Here is a 24,119-nt window from a genome sequence, read left to right as displayed (position 1 = left end):
ACCGACGCCGAGCGCCAAGTCGATCGCGGTGAGACGCCGACCAAGTCCCGCATAGCGCGCCTGAAGACCTTCGGTGAACCCATCGACCTTCATATCGACGACATGTGCGATGTAGGCAAGCCCCCTCGCCGCTCCAAGGCCGCAGCCCTCGATATGTTCCAACGGCATCTGGGGAAGTGCAACATCGCAGCCCTGGACCGGAAACGGCTCATTCGCTTCGGTCGTAATCGAGCCGCCAAGGTGCCGGACCGATGACTCTCGGTATCGACATCGGCTTTGTAAAACTCGTTCTGGCTCATGCCGCGGCCGTTCACGGCCTGCCCGTCAAGGTCGCACCGGTTGATCTCGCACGTATCGCCCTAAAGAGGCTTGGCCTCGTTGGGAAAGGCCATCAGCGTGACAGGCGGCCGACGCAGGATGTCGGCACGAAGTGGAATGTCCAGCGCGGATGGCATCCAGCCAGCGCGGACTTTCAGCTGTTTGTGGGTGGCATGGTTGTCGAGGATGACGTGGACGCTCCTGGCGGCGGGCATCTCAGCCTCGACTGCACTGAGGAAGCGGATGAACTCCTGATGCGATGATGCTGCATGCTGACGCGCTCTCAATATTCTCGTCAGGTTTGAGCTGGATCAAGCGTCAATCCGGTTTCCGCCCTCTTATAGGTCAATCCGAGGAATGGAGTATCGCTCGTGAAGATCCGCCGCCCATCGACGACGAGTGTTCTGATCCTTATCCTGATCGTGGCGGCCGGCGCTGGCGGCGCTTGGTATTGGTGGCAGAGCCAGCAAGGAAAGCTGCCGGACGGCTTGGTATCGGGCAACGGTCGGATCGAGTCCGATGAGGTCGACATCGCCGCGAAATCCGCCGGCCGCGTGCGGGACGTGCTTGTCGAAGAGGGTGACCTCGTTTCCGCCGGGCAGATCGTCGCCCGGATCGATACCACGGAACTTCTGGCCGAGCGTGCCAAATATGTCGCCGATCAGACCTCCGAGGAAGCCTCGATGCTCGAGGCAAAGGCAACGGTGGCTCAGCGGCGGGCTGAATTAATGCTGAAGGAGGCCAATCTCCGCCGGGCTCTCACCCTCATCGCCAAGGGCGCCGTAAGCGAGCAAACACTCGACCAGTACCAGAGCGAGCGCGATTCCGGGCGCGCTGTTGTCGAGGCCGCGGAAAAGAATGTGATTGCCAGAGAGCGCTCAATCGAAGCGGCGAAAGCTCTTGTCGATCAGACCGATGCCCAGATCGCCGACGCGACCCTCGCAACACCGGTCAAGGGCCGCGTCCTCTATCGCCTTGCTAATCCCGGCGAAGTCGTCAGTGCCGGCGGTAAAGTTCTGACGATCGTCAATCTCTCGGAGATCTACATGGAGATCTATCTGGCCTCCGAGCAGGCCATGCGGGTTCCCGTTGGCTCGCAGGCTCGCATCCAGTTCGACGGCGCCGACTTCGCCGTGCCGGCCAAGGTGAGCTTTGTCTCGCCCGAAGCCCAGTTCACCCCGAAGCAGATCGAGACGCGCAGCGAGCGGGACAAGCTTATGTTCCGGGTCAAACTGCGCATTCCGTCGAGCCTCGTTGAAGATCACATCGAGCAGGTAAAGACCGGAGCAAGGGGCACCGGCTATGTCCGACTCGAGCCGAACCCGCCAGACTGGCCAGAATCCCTGCAGAAACGGTTCCCGGGCGATCCCGCGGACGCTGAGAAATGACGATGGCCGTGCCGGCTGGCCAGATTGCCCGGATCACCGGCGTCACCCACACCTACGGCAAGGTCCTGGCGCTCGACAATGTGTCGTTCGATCTGCCCAGTGGCCGGATGACGGGCCTCATTGGCCCCGACGGCGCCGGCAAGTCGACCCTGCTGGGTTTGATCGGCGGCGCACGGAAACTGCAGATCGGTACGGTCCAGGTCCTGGACGGCAGCATGGCCAACGCCGGACATCGCCGGGCGGTTTGCACGCGCATCGCCTACATGCCGCAGGGGCTCGGCAAGAACCTCTACCAGGAGATAAGCGTTGCGGAGAACCTTGCCTTCTTTGGCACGCTGTTTGGTCTTGCCGCGGGTGAGCGAGAGATGCGCATTCGCAAGCTCGCGGGCGCAACGGGACTGCTGCCCTTTCTCGACCGCCCCGTGGGAAAGCTCTCGGGCGGCATGAAGCAGAAGCTGGGACTGTGCTGCGCGCTCATCCATGAGCCCGACCTTCTCATTCTCGATGAGCCGACGACGGGGGTCGATCCCCTCTCGCGGCGACAATTCTGGACGCTCATCGCCGACCTGCGCCACGAGCGGCCGATGATGAGCGTCGTAGTCTCGACCGCCTATATGGACGAAGCCAACCACTGCGATTGGCTGGTAGCGATGGATCACGGGAAAGTGCTCGCCTTCGGCACCGCCGACGAGCTCCGGAAAGCCACCGGCGAGCAAGATCTTGAATCGGTCTTTGTCGCCTTGCAGCCAGGGCAACAGAGCAAACACAAGCGCTTCGTCATTCCGCCGCGCAAGCCCTGCTCCGAAGAACCGGTGATCGTGGCGAAGGGCCTGACCCGCCGCTTTGGTAAGTTCACCGCGGTCGATCGTGTCAGCTTTACCATCGAGAAAGGCGAAATCTTCGGCTTCCTTGGTTCCAACGGCTGCGGCAAGACCACAACGATGAAGATGCTGACCGGGCTGCTTGCAGCCAGTGAGGGCGAGGCGGAGGTGTGCGGCAGCCCTGTCGACGCCAATGATCTGTCGATACGTCGGCGCGTCGGCTTCATGACGCAATCCTTTTCGCTCTACGGCGAGCTGACGGTTCGCCAGAACCTTCTTCTGCACGCCCGCCTGTTCCACCTGAGCAATGCCGCCGACCGCAGCGAAGAACTCATCAAGAAGGTTGGACTGACCGGCTATGCGGATGCTGACGCCAGTTCCCTTCCGCTTGGTGTGCGCCAACGCCTCTCGCTCGCGGTCGCGATCGTGCACGATCCGGAGCTCCTCATACTCGATGAGCCGACCTCCGGCGTTGATCCGCAGGCACGAGACGATTTCTGGCGGCTGCTGGTCGACCTGTCGCGAAGCCGCAATGTGACCATCTTCGTCTCCACGCATTTCATGAACGAAGCGATGCGTTGCGACCGCATCTCGCTGATGCATGCAGGTCGCGTGCTCGTGTGCGATACACCGGAGAACGTGATCGCCTCCAAGAACGGCGCCGATCTCGAAGAGGCTTTCATCGCCTATATCGAGGAAGCCGAAGGGTCTCGATCCGCGCCGGCCACGCAGGAAGCTCTGTCGCCGGTCCGGCAGGAAGCGCGGGTCGCTTCGCCTGTTCGCCCGCGCTTTATGCCGCTACGGCGCCTGCTCGCCTACACGCAGTGCGAGATGTTGTCGCTCATGCGCGATCCCATCCGGCTCGCCTTCGCCTTCCTCGGCTCTCTCATCATCATGCTGATCTTCGGCTTCGGCTTGTCGAACGACGTGACCAACCTGGCCTACGCGGCCTTCGACCATGACAACACACCCGAAAGCCGAGCCTATCTCGGCAGTTTCTCGAGTTCCCCCTACTTCACGGAGCGATCGCCGATCCAGAGCGTGCAGGGGATGGAAGACCGTCTGAAGTCCAACGACATCGAACTCGCTATCGAGATCCCGTCGAACTTCGGCCGCATGGTGAAACGCGGGTCCGACTGGCAGGTCTCGGCGTGGATCGATGGCGCGAACACCACGAGGGCGGCGACCATCGAGGGATATGTACAACAGGCGCACAACCTCTTCTCCGAGCAAAGAAGCCGTGAGGCGAGCACCCCAGCCACATCCGGTCCCACCACGACGCTCCAGGTCCGCTATCGCTATAATCCGACAGCCGAGAGCATCTATTCCATCGGACCATCGCTTCCGGCCATGCTGATGATGATGTTCCTGGCGATCCTGATGGCGGTGAGCGTCGCTCGGGAAAAGGAGATCGGTACGATCACCAATTTCTATGTGACGCCAACGACCCGGCTGGAATTCCTGATCGGCAAGCAGCTGCCTTATCTCGGCGTCGGAATGATTAATTTCGTTATCCTGACGGCGACTGTGCTGTTCTTATTTGAGGTTCCACTCAAGGGCAACGGCATGGTTCTGGCGCTTGGGGCTCTGCTCTACACCGCGGCCGCCACTGGCTATGGACTCTTCATCTCGACCCTCACCAGGAGCCAAGTGACAGCGGTCTTCGCTGGCGCGGTCTTGTCGATGCTGCCGACCATGCAATTCTCGGGGATGATGCAGCCCGTCTCGACGCTCGAAGGCGGCGCGCGCCTCATGGGCCGGCTGTGGCCGACGACCTACTATATGCACATGAGCGTCGGCGCCTTCACCAAGGGGCTTGGGTTTGGCGACATGGCGACGGATCTCCTGGCGCTCGCGCTGTTCCCTCCGGCCTTTCTGATGCTGTCGATGATCCTCCTGAAAAAACAGGAGAAGTGATGATGCCGAGCTTCTCCACAATCTTCTGGCTCGGCACCAAGGAGCTTCGGACGCTTGCAAAGGACCTGACGATGATTCTGTTCATCATCTGGTCGTTTGGCTTCAGCATCTACACGCAGTCGACCGGTGCCGGAGAGACGGTCAACAACGCCGCCATCGGCATTGTCGACGAGGACCAATCACAGCTCTCCCGCTCAATCGCCGGGCTGTTCTATCCACCGTACTTCCAGGCCGTCAGAACCATTAGTGCCGCCGACATCGACCGCGCGATAGACGAGGGGCTATACACCTTCATAGTCGTCATACCGCCGGGATTCGAGAAAGACACACGAAAGGGACGTGACACCGAAATCCAGGTGAATGTGGACGCCACAGCCTCGCAACAGGCTTCTCTGGGTGCTGGTTATATCCAAAGCATGGTGACGAAGGAGGTTGACCGGTACCGGGAGAATCTCGAAGAAACAACAGGGCTCTCCTCCGATCTCGCCATCCGTCGCGCCTTCAATCCCGGGGGGACACAATCTTGGTTCAGGTCGATTGTGAGCCTGGCCGATCAGCTATCGATGCTGGTCATCATCCTGACCGGAGCGGCGCTGTTGCGTGAGCGTGAGCACGGCACTATCGAGCATCTCTTGGCGATGCCCCTCACAGCATTTGAGATCGCGCTCGCCAAGGTCTGGGCGAACGGTCTCGTGATCATCGTCGCTTTCACCTGTTCTTTGCTGTTGGTCGTGGAGGGGGCGCTCGACGTTCCGATCGCTGGCTCGCGCGGGCTGCTGATGCTTGGCACGATCATCTACGTATTTGCCGCGGCCGCTATCGGCATCTTTCTCGGTACGCTCGCGCGCACCATGGCGCAGTTCGCGCTCCTGATGATTATGGTCATCATGCCGATGATGATGTTGTCAGGGGGCATGTCACCGGTCGCGAGCCAGCCTCAATGGCTTCAGTACCTAACGTGGTTTCTCCCCTCCCGGCATTACGTCAGCTTCATGCAGGCGATCGTTTCAAGGGGAGCGGATTTCACGATCGTATGGAAGGAATTCGCGACCGTGCTGATTATGGGCGTGACGTTTCTCGCAGCGAGCCTGGCCCTTTTCAGGCGCTCCATCGCCGTGGCACAGTAAGCTCGATCTTTGGGTTCGTGAGCATGTAGGCGTTGTCGTGAGCAGACCGCCTGGAATCGCCGTGCCGCCGGTCATTCGTCACGCGATCTTTCGTTTTTCGCCGCATCGAGCCCCTGCCATCATATCCAATTGATCCAACGCAAAGTCTGGCGGGCCGAACTCGATATGTTGACGATGTTCAACCACTGGATTCTATCATTATGAGTTGGCTCATTGGCATTCTCCTGGCTGGCGCCGGTGTCGTGGCTGGTTGGTTCGTGCCGCGCGATCAACTCGGCTACACCATCCTGCAGTTCGTGGTCCTCCTTCTGGCGATCTTGCTGATCTCAGTTGTAATCCTGTATTTTCCCAGGCTCCGCAGCATCTTTACTCAACCTTCAACCAAGAAGTCCGACTGACGCGAGCTGGCGGTGTACAGCGCCGTGCGCTTAGGAGGCCGCCGGACGAAGCCGGTGGCGGCAGTAGTCAAAGTGTCATTAGGCCACGGTAAGGTCGCTCACGTCCAAGTTACTGCCTGGAGCCATCGATGCAGACGTATCTCGTCGAGCGAATGGAAGGCGATGATGTGATCGCGGGTCGCATCATCGACGCGCCAAGCCCGTTCAGAGCAGCTTCCCTGGCGACGGATCGACACATCACGCTGCGAACGTGGGAAAAGGATTGGGTCCGTGTAACGGACGAGAACCGGGGGCAAATCTTCGCCTATTGCTTTGTCTCCGGCGCACACGCCGCTGCCAACGCTTGGCCCGTTAAAAAGCAGGATAAACAGGGGTTTGCGGCCGGACGTTGGAAGTAAGATACTCTATTCCCGGCTCCATCCGCACGCCTATCGCTTTTTTCCGAAAGAAGAAAGTGACTTGGCGTGAAATCACAATAGCGTGAAGACCAAGCCCGATTGCCGATAGCGGCGGCGAATATTCCTTGTCGGTCGTGCGGTCAGCCCCCTTGAGGCGTGGCGGCGTCATCAGAATGATCGATGAAAAGGTTTCGACGGAGCGCGATAAGTGACCCTAACCTCAGCGTGGGCCACTCATGTCTCCAATGTATTTGGCATCAGAAAGGACGGATCAGGATCTACAGGCGGATCGTCAACCAACGACCCCCGGTAGATGGTCGAACGTCCCGGAATACGCACTTGATCAGGGCGGCCCCGTCCTGCGCCCCTATCAACGCATGGGCGTCGATTTTGCGAACATCACCGTCTTCGATCACCTGAGAGACATCACTAGGCAATATCCCAACAAACTGGCGATCAGCGATGGCACCACCCGTCTGACATATTCCCAGCTTCTGCAAGCCGTCGAGATGCTGTCCCACCGAATTGCCGTTGCCGTTCCCAGCGGACAGGCGATCGGGATCCTTCAGGCCAACTCGGCCTGGTACCCTGTGGCCATCTTGGCGAGCATGGCGGTTGGGCGGCCTTCCGTGCCGCTCAACACGAGAGATCCCCATTCGCAAACCAATGAGATTGTTGTCGCGGCTCGGCTCTCGGCGGTCATAGGCGATGGCGATGTTCGCCCTGTCGGTCTGACTCAGGATGTCCAGTGGATTGACGCGACCACCAGCATCACGCCACAGGTCCAGCCGCTACCCCAGTCCTGTTCCGTCTCGGTCGACGCGCCCGCGGTGGTGCTCTACACCTCAGGCAGCACCGGTCACCCCAAAGGCATCGTCAACAGCCAGCGCAGCCTGCTTTGGCGGGTTCAGCAATATGTCGACGCATGCCACATCAACTCGGATGATGTCTTCTTACCCTTGACCGGGCCCGCCACGATCGCCGGTTGCCGGGAGGTTCTCGCCGCCGTCCTGACCGGCGCCACCTTGCATCTCGCCGAGCTCGAAGCCATCGGCTTGCGGGCGGTCCAGCGCCTGATGGAATCCGAAGGCGTGACGGTCACCTATCTGGTGCCGGCCTTGCTTCGCGTACTCATGGCGGACACACCTGCTGACGCCTTCCGCTCGCTCAGAGTGGCCCGGATCGGCGGAGAAAAGGTGACATGGGCCGATATCGCCCTGCTGCGCAAAGTCGTGTCGAGCACCTGCTTCATCCAGATCGGTTACTCGTCAACCGAGACCACGGGGGCGCAATGGTTCTTGCCGCAAGACTGGTCAGAGGAAGGCGCCTCGGTTCCGGTTGGCTGGCTGCTCCCAGGAATGATGTTCGCGATTGTCGACGAAGGAGGGCGCCGCGTTCAGCCCGGCGAGGTTGGCGAGCTCCTGATAAGAAGCCCTTATGTCTTGCTTGGCCATTGGGAGAACGGCGCCGTCGTGCCCGTGGCATCGAATCCGAATGATGGTGATCTGCGGATATTCGCAACGGGTGACCTTGTCCGGCTTGACAGCCATGGCCTGCTGCACATCGTTGGCCGCAAGGGCCGCCAAATAAAGATCAATGGTCGGCGTATCGAGCCGACCGAACTCGAACTTGTATTGCGTAGCGCGTCTGACGTGGAGGATGCCGTCGCAGTCATGACGGCGGCAAGTGAGCTTGTTGCATTCGCCATTCCCCAGCCATGGGCGGGGCCAGCCTTTTCGGACGAACTTCGCCAGCTTGTCAGAACGAAGCTGCCGCCGGAGCTATGTCCCATGCGGTTCCACACGATCACCGCAATTCCACGTCTGCCGGGGGGCAAGGTCGACATGGCTGCGCTTGCGGAGATTGATCTTTCAGCCAGGAAGTTCGCCCCGGCTGCGCAACAATCCAATACCAGCGAGATGACTGCCCATCGAATAGTGCAGCATGTCTGGAACAATATCCTCAACACACGCGTCGCCGCAGGACGCTGGGATGACGCAGGCGGAGATTCGCTGAAGCTGTTGCGTTGCGTCATGGAAATCGAAAACGCCATCGGACAGGAACTCAGTCTCGATGGGTTCACGGTCGGTATGGACATGGGCGAAATGGTCAGGGTGGTCGCGTCGGCACAAGCCGGCGCCCTAAGCACGCAAGTGAAAAAACACGAACCCCCAATTCTTTTCCTGCTGCCGGGATCCGCCGGCTATGGCCCAAGCTTTGCCGCCTTTGCATCTTCGATGGGCAAGATGGCGCGAGTGGTCCCCATCAGGTATCCAGCCTTGGCTATGATATTGCGCGGACCAAACACTGTCGCAAACATGGCCGAGGGCGCGGTAGAGCAGATCCGCCGCGCGCAGCCGACAGGCCCCATAAGACTTCTCGGCCATTCGCTCGGCGGCGCCGTCGCGTTCGAGGTTGCGGAGCGGCTGTTGGCTGCGGGGCGAACCATAAAGTTCCTTGGAATCCTCGACACGAGCCTCCTCGGCGAGCGCAGCACCTATTGGGAGATGATTGTCCGCACATACCAGCGGATCCGGACCAATCGCGTCACCGCTGACCGGATGGTTTGCCGCTTCCTGGCAAAAGTTGCTGTCAAAACGGGCTTCGAGGTGCAGCTCGCCCGCATCCTCAATCGCTATGCTCAGGATGAGTTCAACGCGACGAGCTTCAGAACCAAACTGGAACTGCAGGGGCAGTTGCGAGGGCGGGCCTTCTACCAGTGGCTGGCGATACCCAGACCGACGCTGCCGATCACCGCAACCCTCTTCCGCTGCGCTCGTCCCAAAATGCCGTTGGCCATTGGGTGGGATGGCGCTTTCGCGCGTCTGGATGTGGTTCCGGTCGTTGGCAGTCACTTCGATATGGTCACGGAGCCTTATCTCGCCACCAACCGCCCACTCATCGAGAGCGCTTTGGAGCAAACCTATTCCGCGGCCGAGCTGCGCATACGGGAGTACGGACCATCGACCTGATTTCGGAATTCAGCAGGGCCACGCTGGTGCTCGATGCTCGCGCGGAGGTCGATCGCATGGTCGAGATCGTGCGTGAGCAGGTTTTTGGCACATTGCGGCGCCGTGGCGTGGTTGTCGGCCTCTCCGGTGGCATAGACAGCTCCGTCGTCGCTGCCTTGTGTGCGCGCGCACTTGGGAAAGACAAGGTTCTGGGGCTATTCATGCCGGAGCACCATTCCTCCGGCGATTCGCTCAGACTGGGCCGCGTTGTCGCGGCCCAGCTTGGCATCGATACGATCCTGGAAGATATAGCACCGCCCCTTGAGGCCATTGGCGCTTATCGCCGACAGATCGAGGCGATCCAGACCGTTGTTCCCCAGTATGGCGACGGCTGGAAATGCAAGCTGGTGCTTGCGTCGGTTCTCGAGAGCAACGGCCTCAACATAACACGCCTCACGGTTGAAGATCCGCAGGGCAAGACCGACACGGTGCGCCTGTCGCCGGCAGCCTATCTGCAGATCGTCGCTGCAACCAATTACAAGCAGCGCCTGCGCAAGATGACCGAGTACTACCACGCGGACCGCCTCAACTATGCGGTGGCAGGCACGCCAAACCGCCTTGAGTACGACCAGGGCTTTTTCGTCAAGCAGGGCGATGGAACCGCCGATCTGATGCCGATCGTCCATCTCTACAAAACCCAGGTCTACCAACTGGCCGAATATCTTGGAGTGGATGAAGAGATCCGGCGGCGGCCGCCCACCACCGACACTTTCTCCATGGCCCAGAGCCAGGAGGAGTTCTATTTCGCGCTGCCCTATCATCTGATGGATCTGTGCCTCTACGGTGTGAACCACGGGCTCTCTGCCGAGGAGGTGGCGGCCGCCGCCGATCTCACCGCGGTCCAGGTTCAAAAAGTCTTCAAGGACATCGACAGCAAACGGCGTGCAGCGCGCTATCTTCACGCCCGGCCCTTGCTGCCTGCCTCGATGGACGAGGGCTGACCGGATGTGCGGCATTGCCGGAATTGTGTCGCTGAGCGCCGCTGCCGCGCCTCCTTCGCGAGACGCATTGATACGCATGGCAGGAGCACTTACGCATCGCGGCCCGGACGAGCGCGGTCTTTACCGGGACAGACGTGCGGGCCTGGCGCATGCCCGCCTGTCCGTCGTCGATCTTTCCAGCGGCCAGCAGCCGCTCGCCGATGCGGGCGACACGACATGGATCGTCTTCAACGGCGAGATCTTCAACTATGTCGAATTGCGTGAAAAGCTGGTCGCTCTCGGCCACCGCTTCCGCACGCGCAGTGACACGGAGGTCGTCATCCACGCCTATCGTGAGTGGGGCGAGGCAGCCTTCGAGCAGATGAATGGGCAATGGGCGATCGCAATATGGGACTCCGTGGCTAGTCGTCTCGTGTTATCGCGCGACCGGTTCGGCATCTGCCCCCTGCACTATTGCGAGCACGGCGGTCGGCTTTACTTCGCCAGCGAAGTGAAAGCCATCTTTGCCGCCGATGCCGGCATATCCCGTGCCTTCGATCCGGTTGGTCTCGACCAGACCTTCACGCTGTGGACGATCGTACCGCCGCAGAGCGTATTTCGCGGAATCAAGGAATTAAAGCCGGGCCACGTCCGCATCTATGAAAATGGAACCGTTCGCGAGCGGGCGTTCTGGAAGCCGAGCTATCCCGAAATTTCCGGCCTGAACGATGGTCAATTCACCGGATCGCTCAATGATGCGGTGGAGGAAGTGCGCAGCGCTCTCGAAGCCGCCACCGCCCTGAGAATAGTAAGCGCCGATGTTCCGGTCGGCTGCTACTTGTCCGGCGGGCTCGACAGTTCGCTTGTCGCCACGCTGGGCAGGCGCTTCGCGGGCGAGCGTTTCCAGACCTTCTCGCTGCGTTTTGCCGATGCTGAATATGACGAGACCCGCTTCCAGCGCCTGGTCGCCGGCGCGACCGGAAGCGAGCATCATGAGGTGGTGGTCTCGCGCAACGATATCGCCGAGATCTTTCCCGAGGTGATCTACCACACCGAGCGCCCCATCCTCAGGACCGCGCCTGCGCCGCTGTTCCTGCTCTCCAGGCTGGTGCGCGAGCACGGCATCAAGGTCGTGCTCACCGGCGAAGGGGCCGACGAGATGTTCGCCGGCTACGATCTGTTCCGCGAGGGCAAGGTCCGCCGCTTCTGGGGACGCCAGCCCGCTTCGACACGACGCCCGCGGCTGCTCGATCGCCTCTACCCTTACCTCAGCCGCTCGCCGGTGCACCAGCAAGCCATGGCGCGCCAGTTCTTCGGGCGCAACATCCAGTCCCATGACGCGCCAGGTTTTGCGCATGACACGCGCTGGCACACCACCGGCGCCGTCAAGCGGCTGTTCTCCGCCGACATGCGCGCTGAAACCGGACAGCGCGATGCCGTCTCCGAATTGCTTGGCCGCCTGCCGGCGGAGTTTTCACGATGGGGTTCGCTTGCCCAGGACCAGTTTATCGAGATCGAGACGCTGATGTCGGGATACCTGCTCTCCTCGCAAGGCGACAGGATGCTCATGGCTCACTCGATCGAGGGGCGCTTCCCCTTCCTGGACGATGAAGTCGTGAAGCTCGCGAATTCGCTGCCGGCAGCCTACAAGCTGGCCGTCCTCGATGAGAAGCACGTGCTGAAGCGTGTGGCGCAACCAATCGTGCCGCCGGAAATCGTGGCCCGCAAGAAGCAGCCATACCGGGCGCCCAACGGGCTTTGCTTCGTCGCCGGCGATGCCCCGGCCTATGTTCAGGAAGCGCTTTCGGAGACGGCGTTGCGCGCGGCGAACGTCTTCGATCCGAAATCGGTCACGCGACTGCTGGACAAGTGTCGAGCCAGAACGGGCGATGGCGATCTGTCCAATTCCGACAACATGGCGCTGGTCGGCGTGCTGTCGACGCAGCTGCTTCACCAGCAGTTCATCGCAAACTGTCCCGGTGGCGCTCGTACCGGCACGCTCAGCGTCGACATAGAACGCGAGCATCGCGAAGAGGTCCTGGCATGATGCATGGTGCGGTGCCTCTCCTGCATGACTACCTCGCCCATTCCGCCAGCCGCCTTGGCGAGAAAGTGGCGCTGGTGTGCGGCACGCAACGTGTCACCTATGGCGAGCTCGAGGCGCGCGCCAACGCCATTGCGCATCATCTGACCGCCGCTGGAGTGGCGCGCGGCGATCGCGTGATGATCTTCGCCGACAACACCGTCGAAACAGTCGTTTCCTTCTGGGGCGTACTCAAGGCGAATGCCGTTGTCAGCATCGTCAACCCGCTCACCAAAAGCGACAAGCTTGACTATCTGCTCAACGATTGCCTCCCGGCGGCACTGATCACCGACAAGCACCTGCATTCGGTGTTCAGCGAACCGGCGCGCAACTGCCCGTCACTGCGTCGGGTGATCGTTTCCGGGCCCATCGACGACGACGAGTTGGCTGGATTGCCGCATGCCGTGCGCTGGGATCGCGCGGTCGCCGGCGGCTACAGCAAAGCGCCTGCGCGCCGCTGCATCGATATCGATCTTGCCGCCATCATCTATACGTCGGGGTCGACGGGCGAGCCCAAGGGCGTGATGCTGACACACAGGAACATGATCACCGCCTGCACGTCGATCGCCTCCTACCTTGAGCTTGGCGAAGACGAGGTGATCCTCAACGTCCTGCCTCTCGCCTTCGATTACGGCCTGTACCAGATGATCATGGCGTTTCGCACCGGCGCCCGGCTGGTGCTTGAACGCTCGTTTGCTTTCCCGGCCCAGATCCTTGGTGTGATCAAGCAGGAGAAGGTTACCGGCTTTCCCGGCGTGCCGACTATCTTCGCCTCGCTCTCGGAACTCAAATCGCTGAAAAGTCACGACTTTTCGAGCATTCGTTACGTCACGAACACCGCGGCCGCGCTGCCGCTCAAGCATATTCTCATGCTCCAGGATCTGTTTCCAGGCGCGCGCGTCTATTCGATGTACGGCCTCACCGAATGCAAGCGCTGCACCTATTTGCCGCCGGAGGATCTGGAACGAAAGCCGTTGAGCGTCGGCATCCCCATCCCGAACACGGAAATGTGGATTGTCGACGAGGATGACAGGCGGGTTGGCCCCGACGTCGTCGGCCAGCTCGTCATCCGCGGAGCGACGGTGATGAAGGGCTATTGGGGCAAGCCGGAGGCTACGGCCAGGAAACTCAAGCCGGGTCCGTTGCCGGGCGAGCAGGTCTTGTACACCGGCGACTACTGCCGGATCGATGCTGAGGGTTACCTCTATTTCATCGGTCGCGGCGATGAGATCATAAAATCCAGGGGCGAGAAAGTAGCCCCCAAGGAGGTGGAAAACGTGCTGATGGACATTCCGGGGGTACGGGAAGCGGCCGTCATCGGCGTCCCGGACGAGCTTCTTGGGCAAGCGGTCAAGGCCTTTGTCGTGATGGAGCAAGGGAGCATCATCGGCGAAAAGCAGCTTCAGAAGGAGTGCCAGAGGCGGCTGGAGAACTTCATGGTTCCGAAGTCCATCGTTGTCGTAGCAAGCCTGCCGATGACAGACACCGGCAAGCTCAAGAAAACGGCTCTGTCATAAGCTCTTTTTCTGGACGAGATTTGATTTGATTTTTTGTTGTTGCTCAGGAGGGCGAATTCAATGCTGACTACCAAGGACCGGGTCGAAACCTACAAGGAGCAAATTCGTGCGTTCCTGGCGTCGAATTTCTATATAGCCGACGCAGACGCGCTGCAGAGCGAAACATCGCTTCTCGACCAAGGCGTCGTCGACTCGACGGGGGTGCTTGAGGTCATTGGTTTCATCGAGGAAACCTACGGCATCACGGTCGAGGACAGCGAGCTTCTGCCGGAGAACCTGGATTCCATCCAGGGAATTGCCCAATACATCATCAGCAAGAAAAACTGATTACAAGCTTATTGCGCGGCGGGCGTTCCACGCTCCGCCGGCAGCGAGCGCACCTGCATCCGCGGCAAGGCTGACGCCTACCGCGGCGACGCTTGTTTACGCATCCGCCTTCACATGTCCCACTACCACCCTGCCCTCGCCGGCTTCGTTGGTGACGGCACGGATGTTCTCGTAGGCCTTGGAACGCTCCAGCAGGCCCATCACTTGCCGGTCCTGGCCGAGGCCGATCTCGAAGAGCAGAATACCTCCGCGCCGCAAGTAGCGCGGCGCGTCCTTGATCACCCGCATATGAATGCTCAGGCCATAAGGGCCGGCCGCAAATGCTTCACGCGGCTCAAGCTCGGTCAGATGCGCGCGGTCGCCCTCGAGCCGTTTTTCCGAAATGTAGGGCGGGTTGCAGACGATAACGTCGATCGTGCCCTCAAGCTCAAGGCCTGAGAAGGCATCGAACAAATCGCCCTGAAGCACCGACACACGCTCCGTCATGCCATGATGGGCGATATTGCGGCGCGCGACTTCGACGCATCCGTCGGTGAGGTCGCTGGCCCAGACACGCGCGGTGGGGACGTAATGCGCAATGCCGCACGCCAGATTGCCCGCCCCGCAGCACATGTCGACGACGCGTGGCGCCGGCAGGTTCAGTTGACGCAGCACGTCAACAGCCGTCTTGCCAAGCAATTCCGTCTCGGGCCGGGGCACGAGCGCGCCAGGTGCGACGAGCAGCTCAAGTCCCATAAACATTGTGCGGCCCTTGCTGTAGGCGTCGGCAACATTGATTTCTTCACTCACTACAACCCCTCCCGATCGGCTCGATGTTCACCAATAGCATACTATAGAAATATATCTTGAAGTCGCCGAATTCTCGACCGGCAAATTGAAAAAACATTCGTCTTCGATACGCTTTGAAGACGTTGTGCAACAAAAGATGATCATAAGCTTCTCATCTGTGTCATGGTTGGGAAACAGTCGCTTTTGCCGACTCAGTTTGTCCCCAGGTTCCGAAGCGAATTTCCAAATTCTCGGCTATGCGTCACGATTTCGCTGCATTTTGACCAAAAGCACGTATGTAAGCAAACCATAATGTTCCGATAATGAAGCAGCTGCCTTCCGCCAGGCAAGAGGTTATCCCCATCACCGACAGAACCGACGAGATAGCGCGGCGACTCCGCGCGAAAGAGTGCAACCCATGAAGCCAGAGGAAGGGCGCTCGCTCGATCTACGCTCCGCCATGTTCGGCTCAATGCATGGGCTTGTTGGCGTCGGCATTTTCTCGGCAGTGATAAACGTTCTCGCCTTGACCGGCTCAGTTTACATGCTCCAGGTCTACGATCGCGTGCTGCCTTCGCAGAGCGTGCCGACCCTTGTCGGATTCACAATCGGCATGCTAGGCCTGTACGCGGTCTACGGTCTCCTCGATTTCGTCAGGCTCCGGCTGTTGGTCCGTATTGGCAGCCGTTTGCATAGAAATCTGCAGCAAAAGGCTTTCTCTGCCTCGCTGTCCCTGCCGCTCGTTGCTGGGCCTGACGCGAACCGGGTGCAGCCGCTTCGCGATCTGGATCAGTTGCGCGGCTTTCTTTCCGGCCTGGGGCCGACCGTCGTCTTCGACGTCCCCTGGATACCGTTCTACATGGTGGTCATCTACCTGCTGCACCCCTCGCTTGGCGTGCTGGCAACGCTCGGGGCGCTAGCTGTCGTGTTTGTGACGGTGGTCGCCGAAGTCGCCAGCCGCAAACCCGCGGCGCGTGCGTCTGAAACCCTCGTGGCACAGCGGCTTCTCGCCGATTCCGGTCGCCGTAACGCGGAGGTCGTTCAGGCCATGGGCCTTTCCGCTCGGCTCGGCCGACGCTGGGGTGAGATCAGCCATCTCTATCTCAGGAATCAGGAGTGGCTATCCGACATCGTCGGCGCCACCAGCTCATTGTCAAAGACGCTCCGGATGGCCCTGCAGTCTTGCGTGCTGGGACTTGGCGCCTACCTTGTGATCGGCGGCGAGGCTTCGCCAGGCGTGATCATCGCGTCGTCGATACTGCTGGGCCGCTCATTGGCGCCGGTCGACGTGGCGATCGCGAACTGGAGAGGGTTTCTGGCCACCCGCCGAAGCTATTCCGACCTGGCGAAGGCGCTCGATGCTTTCGACAACCAGAAAGAGGTCATGGAGTTGCCGCGTCCGCAGACGCAGCTTGTCGTAGAGGAACTGACGGTCGCACCACCAAGCCTGCAGAAGCCAACGGTCATCAATGTCAGCTTCCGCCTGTCGAAGGGCGCGGGGCTGGCGATCGTCGGTCCGAGCGGCTCCGGCAAGACCACGCTCGTACGCACCTTGGTCGGTGCATGGAAGCCACTTCGCGGAACTGTAAGATTGGACGGCGCCTCGCTCGATCAATGGAATCCGGAGCTGCTCGGCGCGCATATTGGTTACCTGCCGCAGGATGTCGAGCTGTTTGACGGAACGATTGCTGACAACATTTCGAGGTTCGGCGGTCAGGGTGACGCAAGGGGTGTGCTGGCAGCCGCCAAGACCGCGGGCGTCGACAAGATGATCATGCGCTTGCCCGAGGGGTTCCAAACGCGCATTGGTGAAGGAGGAGCCAACCTCTCGGCTGGACAGAGGCAACTCGTCGGACTCGCCAGGGCCCTTTATGGCGACCCATTCCTTGTCGTTCTCGACGAACCCAATTCAAACCTGGATGCAGACGGCGATGTAGCGTTGGCCGGGGCGATCCTGGCAGTGCGCGAGCGTGGCGGCATCGCGATCGTCGTTGCGCATCGCCCCTCCGCTCTCGTCAACATCGATCAGGTGCTGGTCCTGTCGAACGGGATGCTTCATTCGTTTGGTTCGCGCGAAGACGTTCTGGCAAATGTGATCCGGCCCTTCCCGCGTCCGGAAAGGCCAGGTGCCGTTGTGCAGATGCAGAAGGGTGCAAGCGGGCATGTGTGAGGTGTCTTTGCGTGTCTGACGTGACCATGTCCTCCTTTGCCCCGGCCGCTGGCGCAAACCAGTGGATCGGGACGAACCCGGTCGACGAGCCGGATGGCATCCGGGCCAACCTGATCCTCGGTCTGGCAACCACTGCCCTGCTGGTCGTCGGCGGAGGGCTATGGCTGGGGTTGACCAAGATTGCCGGCGCGGTGATCGCGCCCGCCACCGTGGTGGTCGAAAGCAGCATAAAGAAAGTCCAGCATCAAACCGGTGGCACTGTCGGCGGCATCTTCGCCCAGGATGGCGATCATGTGCAGGCCGGCGACATTCTGGTCAGGCTGGACGACACGGTGACACGGTCAAACCTGCAGATAGTCAGTGAAGATCTGGATCGCACCAACGTTCGCCTGGCGCGGCTTGAGGCCGAACGACGGGGTCTGCCGGAGATGCAGCTTCCACCCAGCCTTCGGGTCCGGATGGACGACCCGCAACTGGCAGCGCTAGTCAGCGGCGAGCGCGCCGTATTCGAAAGCCGTGCCACCGCACTGGCTGGCCAGAAGGCGCAGTTGCAAAGCCGCTCGAAGCAACTGGAGCGTCAGATCGATGGCCTCAAGGCGCAGCAGTCGGCGATGGACGAGTCGCTGGCTCTGCTGACCAAGAGCCGTGCTGACGTCGAGGCTCTCTACGCCAAGAAATTGGTGTCGAAGGAGAGGCTGAGCAATGTCCAGCTGGAGGAGACGCGGACTCGCGGCGAGTCGGGACGCCTCCTCGCGGCCATCGCGGAAGTGCATGCGAAAATCAGTGAAACCGACCTGCAGGTGCTTCAGCTCGACGAACAAATGCGCAGCGAAGTAACGGGCGAACTTCGCGAAACGGAAGCCAAGGAAACCGAGCTCAGCGAGCGCAAGGTGGTCGCGCAAGACGAACTCTCCAGGACCGACATCCGCGCCCCACAGTCGGGAACGGTGCAGGAATCCTCCGTCCACACCGTCGGAGGTGTAATCGGTGCCGGGGAAGCGATCATGATGATTGTGCCCGATGCCGACAACCTCGTCGTGGACGCGCTCATTCCTCCCCAGCGTATAGACGACGTTCATCCCGGGCAGCGGGTTTCGATCCGTTTCCCGGCTTTCGACACCGGAACCACGCCGGCGTGCGAAGGCTCGGTCAACCGCATCTCCGCGGACCTGATCAAGGATCCGCAACGTGAGCTGTCGTATTTCTCGGCGCGAATCGACGTTGAAAACGAGGCAGCCTGCCTGACGGGAGAGAAGATACTCAAACCAGGCATGCCCGCCGAAGTCCACATCAGCACCGACGAGCGCAATGTCTGGTCCTATCTGCTGAAACCCTTTACCGACCAGGTTTCCCGGGCTTTCAAACAGTAAGGCCTTAGAGCATGATGCCGAAAAGTGTGAAACGGTTTTCGGACGACATCATGCTCTATCTCTTTGATTTAGAGCCGGATTCAGATTTCAGGTCGAATTGACCTGAAATCATCCGGCTCTAGGCCCCATCAGTTGCGCCCTCGCCGACCTCCGTCCCGATTCCATCGGGACGGAGTCGGTTTCTATTGGATCGCTGAAGTTTCGAGAGCTCCGCCGAACCTTACCTCGATCGTGTCTCCCGGCATGATTTCGGTGTCTTCTTCGGCCGGCTGTTTGCGCCATTCCTCGTCGACCTTGCGGACGATCGTGACCTGAGCCTCGACCCTCTCGCCGGCGACCGCCTGAGCAGGGGCGGACGCACCCGTCTGCAACTTCTGGCTGGCGGCGCGGAGTCTGGCGGTTGTGTCGGCAAGGCGCACGTTGGTATCCTTCAACTCGCCCAGAAGACCAATCCTTCTCAGATTCTCGTTGCGCTCGAGCTGTCTGCTTACATCATCCTGCTGGCGTCGTGTTCTCATGAGCTCGACCGACGTTTCGAGTGCCCGGCTGGAAGAGAGAAGCACACCGCGCCGGACGTCGGCGAGCCTGTCGTTGGTCAGATTGCCTGCCTGAAACACTTTCGTTATCCGCGCCAGATCGGCCTCGTCGGCCTTGACCGCATCCGCTTCGGCTTGCGAGCGCTTGAGCAGCATCTCTATCTGTTCCGCGGCATCCTTGGCGCTTTTTTCGAGATATGTTTGCTCTTGCTGGAAGTTGTCCAGGGAGAGCTTCAGTCCTTCTGCTTCAGCCTCGGCGATTGCCGACACGAAAGTCGCTGACAAGGGTGACCCTTGTGGTGCCTGCATGTCGAATTTCGCCTGGTTCTGCAGTTCGGCGCGCAGGCGTGCGGCATGAAAATAGTCTCTGGTGTATTCCCCCCAGGCCCCTTCATAGTCGCGCCGCAGATCCACCGGATCGGGGCCGGCCTGGTTTGCCCGTGACCGCAAAAGGCTGAAACCACCGGACACGGCAACGGCCTGCCGCACGGTCATGAGCGGCCGGTAGGCCTGCTGGCCGGGCGTAAGCACGTCGCCGGTTACGTAGATCGGCCGGTACTCGGCGATTACGGCCGTCACGTCACTTGGCTTGATGACGATCATTTGCTCTCGGCCGTCGGTCAGGCGCTGGTGAAATATCTTGGTTGGCAGGATCGTCTCCATGCGCGTCTGCAATTCGGCCGCAGTCAGGCCGGCGACCGAAATCATCCCGACTTCGGGAAGCGCGATCGTGCCGTCCATCTGCACCACGGCACGTTGTGTTCGTTCCGGGGCGGAGGCAATTCCTATCTCGACGGTGTCGCCGGCGGAAATTCGGTAAGCGACCCGTGCGTCCGCAGCGGCAGCCACGTTGATGACGGACAGCATGCCAAGCACGGCAACAAGCGTTCGATTAATTAAGACCATTGGTTACAAGCTCCTTCCAGTTCGAACTCGGCTCTTCCGGCCAGTCGAGGCGAGAGACGAAGTCGTAGACTGGCCCGCCGGGCACGCCCCAGTTGCTGGACCAAATTACCTGCGAGCCGTCAGGCGATGGTGAGGCATGAGTCTCGCTTCGATAGTCGAGCTGAGTGCTTCTCGATTGTGCAATGCGTCGAACCTCACCGCTGCCGTCGATGCGCAGCGCGATCACTTCCTGTGCATATGGCGCCCAGTCTGGTTGAGCTGCTATCTCATCCGGATCGCCGCCATAGGTCAGGAACACCCAGCCAGGCCTGGTCAGCGAACGCAACGATGCATGCATGGCTTCGCCGTACTTCGTAAGTGGAGTGACCTTGCCATCGGACAGTCTCCGTTTGATCACCTGAAACTTGTCCGGAGAGGATTTGCTGATGCCTACGTAGACTTCGCTGCCATCTTCATCGACCGTCATGTCGCCGTGGCCCGGCCGATGATGTTCAATCCACTTCTGACGCAAAGTGCCATCGACTGTGAAGATAAAGCCCTGTTCGATGCCGCTTATTATCTCTTGAAGGCATAGGATGCTGGTTCCGAGCGGGGAAATCGAACAAGCACCGTTGGTTCCGCCAAGCTGATCGAGCTCGATATCCGGGAATTTCTTCCGTTCCTTGAGGTCATAGGCAAAAACCACCACTTCGCCATTCTCACGGAGTGCGCGCACCGCTATGCGGTTCCCGTCACGGCTTGGATTGCCCTTGCCTGGCCCGAAATGCAGATCACGATAGTCGTTCGAAACGAACACGACGTCTTCGCGATTGGTCCGTGGCGCCCAGGTCGATATTTGCCGGCCGGCAACGCAGATCATCAGCTCCGCGTTTTGAGGATGCCATTCGCACTCAATTGATCGAGCGCGACGAAACAGCGGGGCATATGTGCGCCCATCCAGAAAGCACATGCCGTTGCAGCCGTTGGTGATGACCAGAAGGCTCTGATCCGAATTCCAGGCTTGAGCGCTTGAATAACGGTGGGTGCAGTATTCCTTGCCGCATACGGCCCCATTGCCAAGGACGCCGGGCTTGGTGATGCGCACGAACTCTGTGCCGAACGCTGGATCGGTGGCAGGCTGCAGATAATCGGGCAACGCCATTGCCACCGGTGCGATAAATTGTGTCGGCTCGCTGTTCTGTCGACTTCCGGCGGCCGGCAGATCCATGGACAGGCCGGCCACAAAGAACAGCAGAGCCAACGCACGCCGGCGAAGAATCATGTCATGTAATCCATTTCCCGCCGTACGCGGCCTTCGCTGAGGCGCCCCTTCCACCACCCGATGGTCCGCTCCACCCCATCGCGCAGGCTGGTCTGCGCTCGCCATCCCGTCTTGCTTTCAAGGCGCGAGGGATCGGCCAGCAGGGCGCGGACCTCGGAATTCTGCGGCCGCAATCGGCGCTCGTCACGATGGACCGGCTTTTTGGTGCCGCTTAGCTCGAGCACCAGATCCAATACGTCCGAGACCGTCACGGCACGCTGGGTGCCGGCATTGTAGGCATGGCCGAATTCGAGTTCGGCCGAACCCGCGGCCATGAATGCCGCGGCCGTGTCTTCCACGAAAGTAAGGTCTCGGATCGGACTTGTGTCGCCGACCATGATCGCTTGGCAATTCGGATCGAGGGCCTGCCTTATGATGGTCGGGATGATCGCTCGCTCACTCTGGCGCGGGCCGTATGTGTTGAAGGGCCGCAGGATGACCACCGGGACATCGAACGACCTGGCGTATGATTCCGCCATCATGTCCGCGCCGATCTTGGACGCCGAGTATGGGGACTGGCCCTGCAGCGGATGGGATTCACTGATGGGCATCGTCAGTGCGGTGCCATAGACCTCGCTGGTCGAGGTTTGCACCACGCGCTCTGTCTCCCATTGCCGAGCCGCCTCAAGGACGTTCACCGTCCCCAGGATGTTGGTCTCTACATAGGATTGGGCCGCGGCATATGAGTACGGTATCGCGATGAGTGCCGCGAGATGAAACACAACCGCCTGGCCACGCATGACCCGGTTGACGAACGCGCTGTCGCGAACATCGCCGCGGATGAGGTTCAGCTGGCTTCGAATGTTATCCGGCAAATCATCCAGCCAGCCATGGCTGTCGAAGGAATTGTAGAGGGCCATCGCGGTGACATCCGCCCCGCTTCGGACGAGCGCTTCGGTGAGATGCGAGCCGATGAACCCATCGGCGCCAGTGACCAGAACTTTCCTGCCCTTGTAGTTCATGACTAAATGCCCCTTGTATGCGCGACGCGCTAACCTTGCTCTTGGATGCTGGTTTGCGGCGGCGACGAGACCCGACCGACAACCGCGAGAAAACCACGCACCATCCAGACAATGTCTGAGATGATGGTGCGCTGCGGATAATAGGAAAGGTCGAGCTTGGCCTTGGCCGGAAATAGGACCTCGCGATAGAACAGCAGCGGATCACCGGACTGAGGATAACAGTGGGCTTCGTTGCGGTAGACAACTTGGGCCGGGCCGAGCAAGCCCGGCTTGTATTGCAGGACGTCCTCAAAGCCGCCGCGGAAACAATCGGCGAAGGCGAGACTCTCGGGACGCGGTCCGATAATCGCCATCTCTCCCTTCAAGACGTTCCACAATTGTGGCAGCTCGTCGAATTTGGTGGCGGCGAGGATACGCCCTATCGTCGTCATGCGGTCGTCGCCGGCCATCGTCAGCGCGAAGCCATGGGAATCGCACCGCACGTCGAATTTACGGAACTTGTACATGCGAAAGGGCCGACCGCCCGCACCCACCCGGGTCTGGGCAAAGAAGATGGGCCGGCCGCCTTCCAGTAACAGCGCCAACGCAATCAGCAGCATCAGCGGAGCAAAGACTATGGCTGCCGCCGCAGCCAGGACGACGTCGATCGCACGCCTCGCGAACCCGTGGCTGGCCCTTGAGATGCCAGATCGGTGGAGAGAAAGGTCAAGAGCATTCATGCGGCGGTTCCTGCTTGGGCGCGGCCGTTGACGGCGGCGGCAAGAGCGACCACGACCGCTTCGACGACAGGCGCAGTGATCTGGGGATGCAGTGGCAATGTCAGCTCGCGCTGAGCAAAGTCCTCTGTCCGCGGCAAATGGATTCCGGGGAAAAGCTCGCGATAGAGTGTCATCTCGTGGACGGGCGGATAGTGGACGGTGGTTTGTATCCCCTCCGTACGCAATGCGTCGACAACGTCCTGCCTGTTGACGTAGCGCGGCAAGAGGACAGGCATGATGTGGTAGGCCGATGTCCGTGGTTCGTGGAACGGGATCGTCACGGCCGGACAGTGTTTTGCCATGAGACGTCGATAGAGCATGACCAGGATACGCCTGATCTCGTTCCATTCCTGCAGGTTCTGCAGTTGGACCAGTCCGATCGCGGCCCGCATTTCGTCCATGCGATAGTTGAAGCCGAGCATGGTGACATCATAGTGCGCCGTGCGGCTGTTCAGCCTCTGGTGGGTCCCTGAGGTCATCCCGTGTCCGCGGGCCTGGCGGATTTTCTCGAGCAGCTCGGGATCCCGGGCGATCACCGCCCCGCCTTCCGCCGTGGTCATGTTCTTGTTGCCGTAGAAGCTGAAGGCGGCCGCGGTGCCGTATGTTCCGACCTCTTTCAAGCCCGGAGCATGCGCGGCATCCTCAATGATATGCAGCCCTCGGGACCGGGCGAACCTCTGCCATTCTTCCCGATTGGCCAGGTAGCCGGCGAAATGCACGAGAATGACCGCCTTGGTGCGTTCCGTGCACCGTGCCTCGGCTTCCGCGATCGACATCAATGGCACGTCGACCGACTCGATATCGACAAAGACCGGGGTCGCGCCGACATAGAGAACCGCGTTCGCCGTCGCCACGAAAGTCATCGATGGGACCAAGACCTCGTCGCCTGGTCCGATGCCGAGCGCGTGCAGGATGAGATGAAGCGCTGCGGTGCAGGAACTGACCGCGACGCTATCCTCCGCGTCGTGCGCCTTGGCGAAAGCCTCTTCGAAGGCCTTCACCTGCTCGCCCATCGTCAGCCAACTGCTGTCGATGACCTTGGACAAAGCTGTTTTCTCCGGCACACCCAAGATTGGGGCACTGACCAAGAGCATCATGACCTCCTAGATTGTTGACTGCGGGAC

18 protein-coding genes and 1 pseudogene are annotated in these 24,119 nt (G+C 60.5%); 12 read left to right on the top strand and 7 right to left on the bottom strand.

Annotation, left to right across the window (positions count from 1 at the left end):
* Nucleotides 1–412: 412 nt before the first annotated feature.
* A pseudogene (locus C9427_RS03095) lies at nucleotides 413–575 on the bottom strand (IS630 family transposase); the annotation flags it as partial.
* A 114-nt stretch (nucleotides 576–689) separates the two neighbouring features.
* Here C9427_RS03095 and C9427_RS03090 point away from each other — a divergent pair.
* From C9427_RS03090 to C9427_RS03045, 10 genes are all read left to right on the top strand, one after another.
* Nucleotides 690–1,706 carry an HlyD family secretion protein gene (locus C9427_RS03090; RefSeq protein WP_208636333.1) on the top strand — a complete coding sequence of 339 codons (1,017 nt, stop codon included), beginning with the start codon at nucleotides 690–692 and terminating at the stop codon, nucleotides 1,704–1,706.
* Nucleotides 1,703–4,444 (top strand): ribosome-associated ATPase/putative transporter RbbA, encoded by a 2,742-nt coding sequence (rbbA, locus tag C9427_RS03085; protein ID WP_107647730.1) that lies wholly within the window; start codon nucleotides 1,703–1,705, stop codon nucleotides 4,442–4,444. The genes C9427_RS03090 and rbbA overlap by 4 nt, the downstream gene beginning before the upstream one ends.
* Entirely contained in the window at nucleotides 4,444–5,571 is a 1,128-nt protein-coding gene (locus C9427_RS03080) for an ABC transporter permease (RefSeq protein ID WP_245436963.1), read from the top strand. The genes rbbA and C9427_RS03080 overlap by 1 nt, the downstream gene beginning before the upstream one ends.
* Before the next feature lie 200 nt (nucleotides 5,572–5,771).
* A complete protein-coding gene (locus C9427_RS03075) occupies nucleotides 5,772–5,969 on the top strand; it encodes a hypothetical protein (RefSeq protein WP_107647729.1) in 198 nt (65 codons plus the stop codon).
* Between the two features lie 128 nt (nucleotides 5,970–6,097).
* A complete protein-coding gene (locus C9427_RS03070; protein ID WP_167434226.1) occupies nucleotides 6,098–6,367 on the top strand; it encodes a hypothetical protein in 270 nt (89 codons plus the stop codon).
* A 236-nt stretch (nucleotides 6,368–6,603) separates the two neighbouring features.
* A complete protein-coding gene (locus C9427_RS03065) occupies nucleotides 6,604–9,339 on the top strand; it encodes an AMP-binding protein (RefSeq protein ID WP_167434225.1) in 2,736 nt (911 codons plus the stop codon).
* On the top strand, nucleotides 9,336–10,319 hold the full coding sequence (gene nadE, locus C9427_RS03060; RefSeq protein ID WP_167434234.1) for an NAD(+) synthase: 984 nt from the start codon (nucleotides 9,336–9,338) through the stop codon (nucleotides 10,317–10,319). Before C9427_RS03065 ends, nadE begins: the two co-directional genes overlap by 4 nt.
* 4 nt (nucleotides 10,320–10,323) lie before the next feature.
* Nucleotides 10,324–12,345, top strand: a complete 2,022-nt coding sequence (gene asnB / locus C9427_RS03055) for an asparagine synthase (glutamine-hydrolyzing) (protein ID WP_107647728.1) — start codon at nucleotides 10,324–10,326, stop codon at nucleotides 12,343–12,345.
* On the top strand, nucleotides 12,342–13,898 hold the full coding sequence (locus tag C9427_RS03050; protein WP_167434224.1) for a class I adenylate-forming enzyme family protein: 1,557 nt from the start codon (nucleotides 12,342–12,344) through the stop codon (nucleotides 13,896–13,898). The genes asnB and C9427_RS03050 overlap by 4 nt, the downstream gene beginning before the upstream one ends.
* A 60-nt stretch (nucleotides 13,899–13,958) precedes the next feature.
* Complete coding sequence (locus C9427_RS03045) at nucleotides 13,959–14,225, top strand: acyl carrier protein (RefSeq protein WP_008875857.1); 267 nt, start codon at nucleotides 13,959–13,961, stop codon at nucleotides 14,223–14,225.
* A 96-nt stretch (nucleotides 14,226–14,321) separates the two neighbouring features.
* Here C9427_RS03045 and C9427_RS03040 read toward each other — a convergent pair whose 3' ends face one another.
* Nucleotides 14,322–15,014: a N5-glutamine methyltransferase family protein gene (locus C9427_RS03040; RefSeq protein WP_107647727.1), complete on the bottom strand. Its 693-nt coding sequence runs from the start codon at nucleotides 15,012–15,014 to the stop codon at nucleotides 14,322–14,324.
* Between the two features lie 397 nt (nucleotides 15,015–15,411).
* Here C9427_RS03040 and C9427_RS03035 point away from each other — a divergent pair, with 397 nt between their 5' ends.
* Both C9427_RS03035 and C9427_RS03030 read left to right on the top strand, forming a co-directional pair.
* Nucleotides 15,412–17,163 (top strand): type I secretion system permease/ATPase, encoded by a 1,752-nt coding sequence (locus tag C9427_RS03035; RefSeq protein ID WP_107647726.1) that lies wholly within the window; start codon nucleotides 15,412–15,414, stop codon nucleotides 17,161–17,163.
* A 26-nt stretch (nucleotides 17,164–17,189) separates the two neighbouring features.
* Nucleotides 17,190–18,533 carry an HlyD family type I secretion periplasmic adaptor subunit gene (locus tag C9427_RS03030; RefSeq protein WP_107647725.1) on the top strand — a complete coding sequence of 448 codons (1,344 nt, stop codon included), beginning with the start codon at nucleotides 17,190–17,192 and terminating at the stop codon, nucleotides 18,531–18,533.
* 182 nt (nucleotides 18,534–18,715) lie between these two features.
* On the opposite strand, the gene C9427_RS03025 is transcribed toward C9427_RS03030, so the two are convergent.
* From C9427_RS03025 to C9427_RS03005, 5 genes are read right to left on the bottom strand one after another with little or no spacing between them, the layout of a single operon-like run.
* Nucleotides 18,716–19,975, bottom strand: a complete 1,260-nt coding sequence (locus C9427_RS03025) for a polysaccharide biosynthesis/export family protein (RefSeq protein WP_107647724.1) — start codon at nucleotides 19,973–19,975, stop codon at nucleotides 18,716–18,718.
* Nucleotides 19,962–21,236 carry a hypothetical protein gene (locus tag C9427_RS03020; RefSeq protein WP_107647785.1) on the bottom strand — a complete coding sequence of 425 codons (1,275 nt, stop codon included), beginning with the start codon at nucleotides 21,234–21,236 and terminating at the stop codon, nucleotides 19,962–19,964. Before C9427_RS03020 ends, C9427_RS03025 begins: the two co-directional genes overlap by 14 nt.
* A complete protein-coding gene (locus C9427_RS03015) occupies nucleotides 21,233–22,237 on the bottom strand; it encodes an SDR family NAD(P)-dependent oxidoreductase (protein ID WP_107647723.1) in 1,005 nt (334 codons plus the stop codon). Before C9427_RS03015 ends, C9427_RS03020 begins: the two co-directional genes overlap by 4 nt.
* Before the next feature lie 29 nt (nucleotides 22,238–22,266).
* Nucleotides 22,267–22,956, bottom strand: a complete 690-nt coding sequence (locus C9427_RS03010; RefSeq protein ID WP_107647722.1) for a sugar transferase — start codon at nucleotides 22,954–22,956, stop codon at nucleotides 22,267–22,269.
* Nucleotides 22,953–24,089, bottom strand: coding sequence for a DegT/DnrJ/EryC1/StrS family aminotransferase (locus C9427_RS03005; protein ID WP_107647784.1), 1,137 nt, complete (start codon nucleotides 24,087–24,089; stop codon nucleotides 22,953–22,955). Before C9427_RS03005 ends, C9427_RS03010 begins: the two co-directional genes overlap by 4 nt.
* Between the last annotated feature and the right edge of the window lie 30 nt (nucleotides 24,090–24,119).

Origin of the sequence: Mesorhizobium helmanticense, assembly GCF_003034915.1 — a bacterium.
Classification (GTDB): domain Bacteria; phylum Pseudomonadota; class Alphaproteobacteria; order Rhizobiales; family Rhizobiaceae; genus Mesorhizobium; species Mesorhizobium helmanticense.
This window is presented reverse-complemented; position numbering and strand designations above follow the sequence as displayed.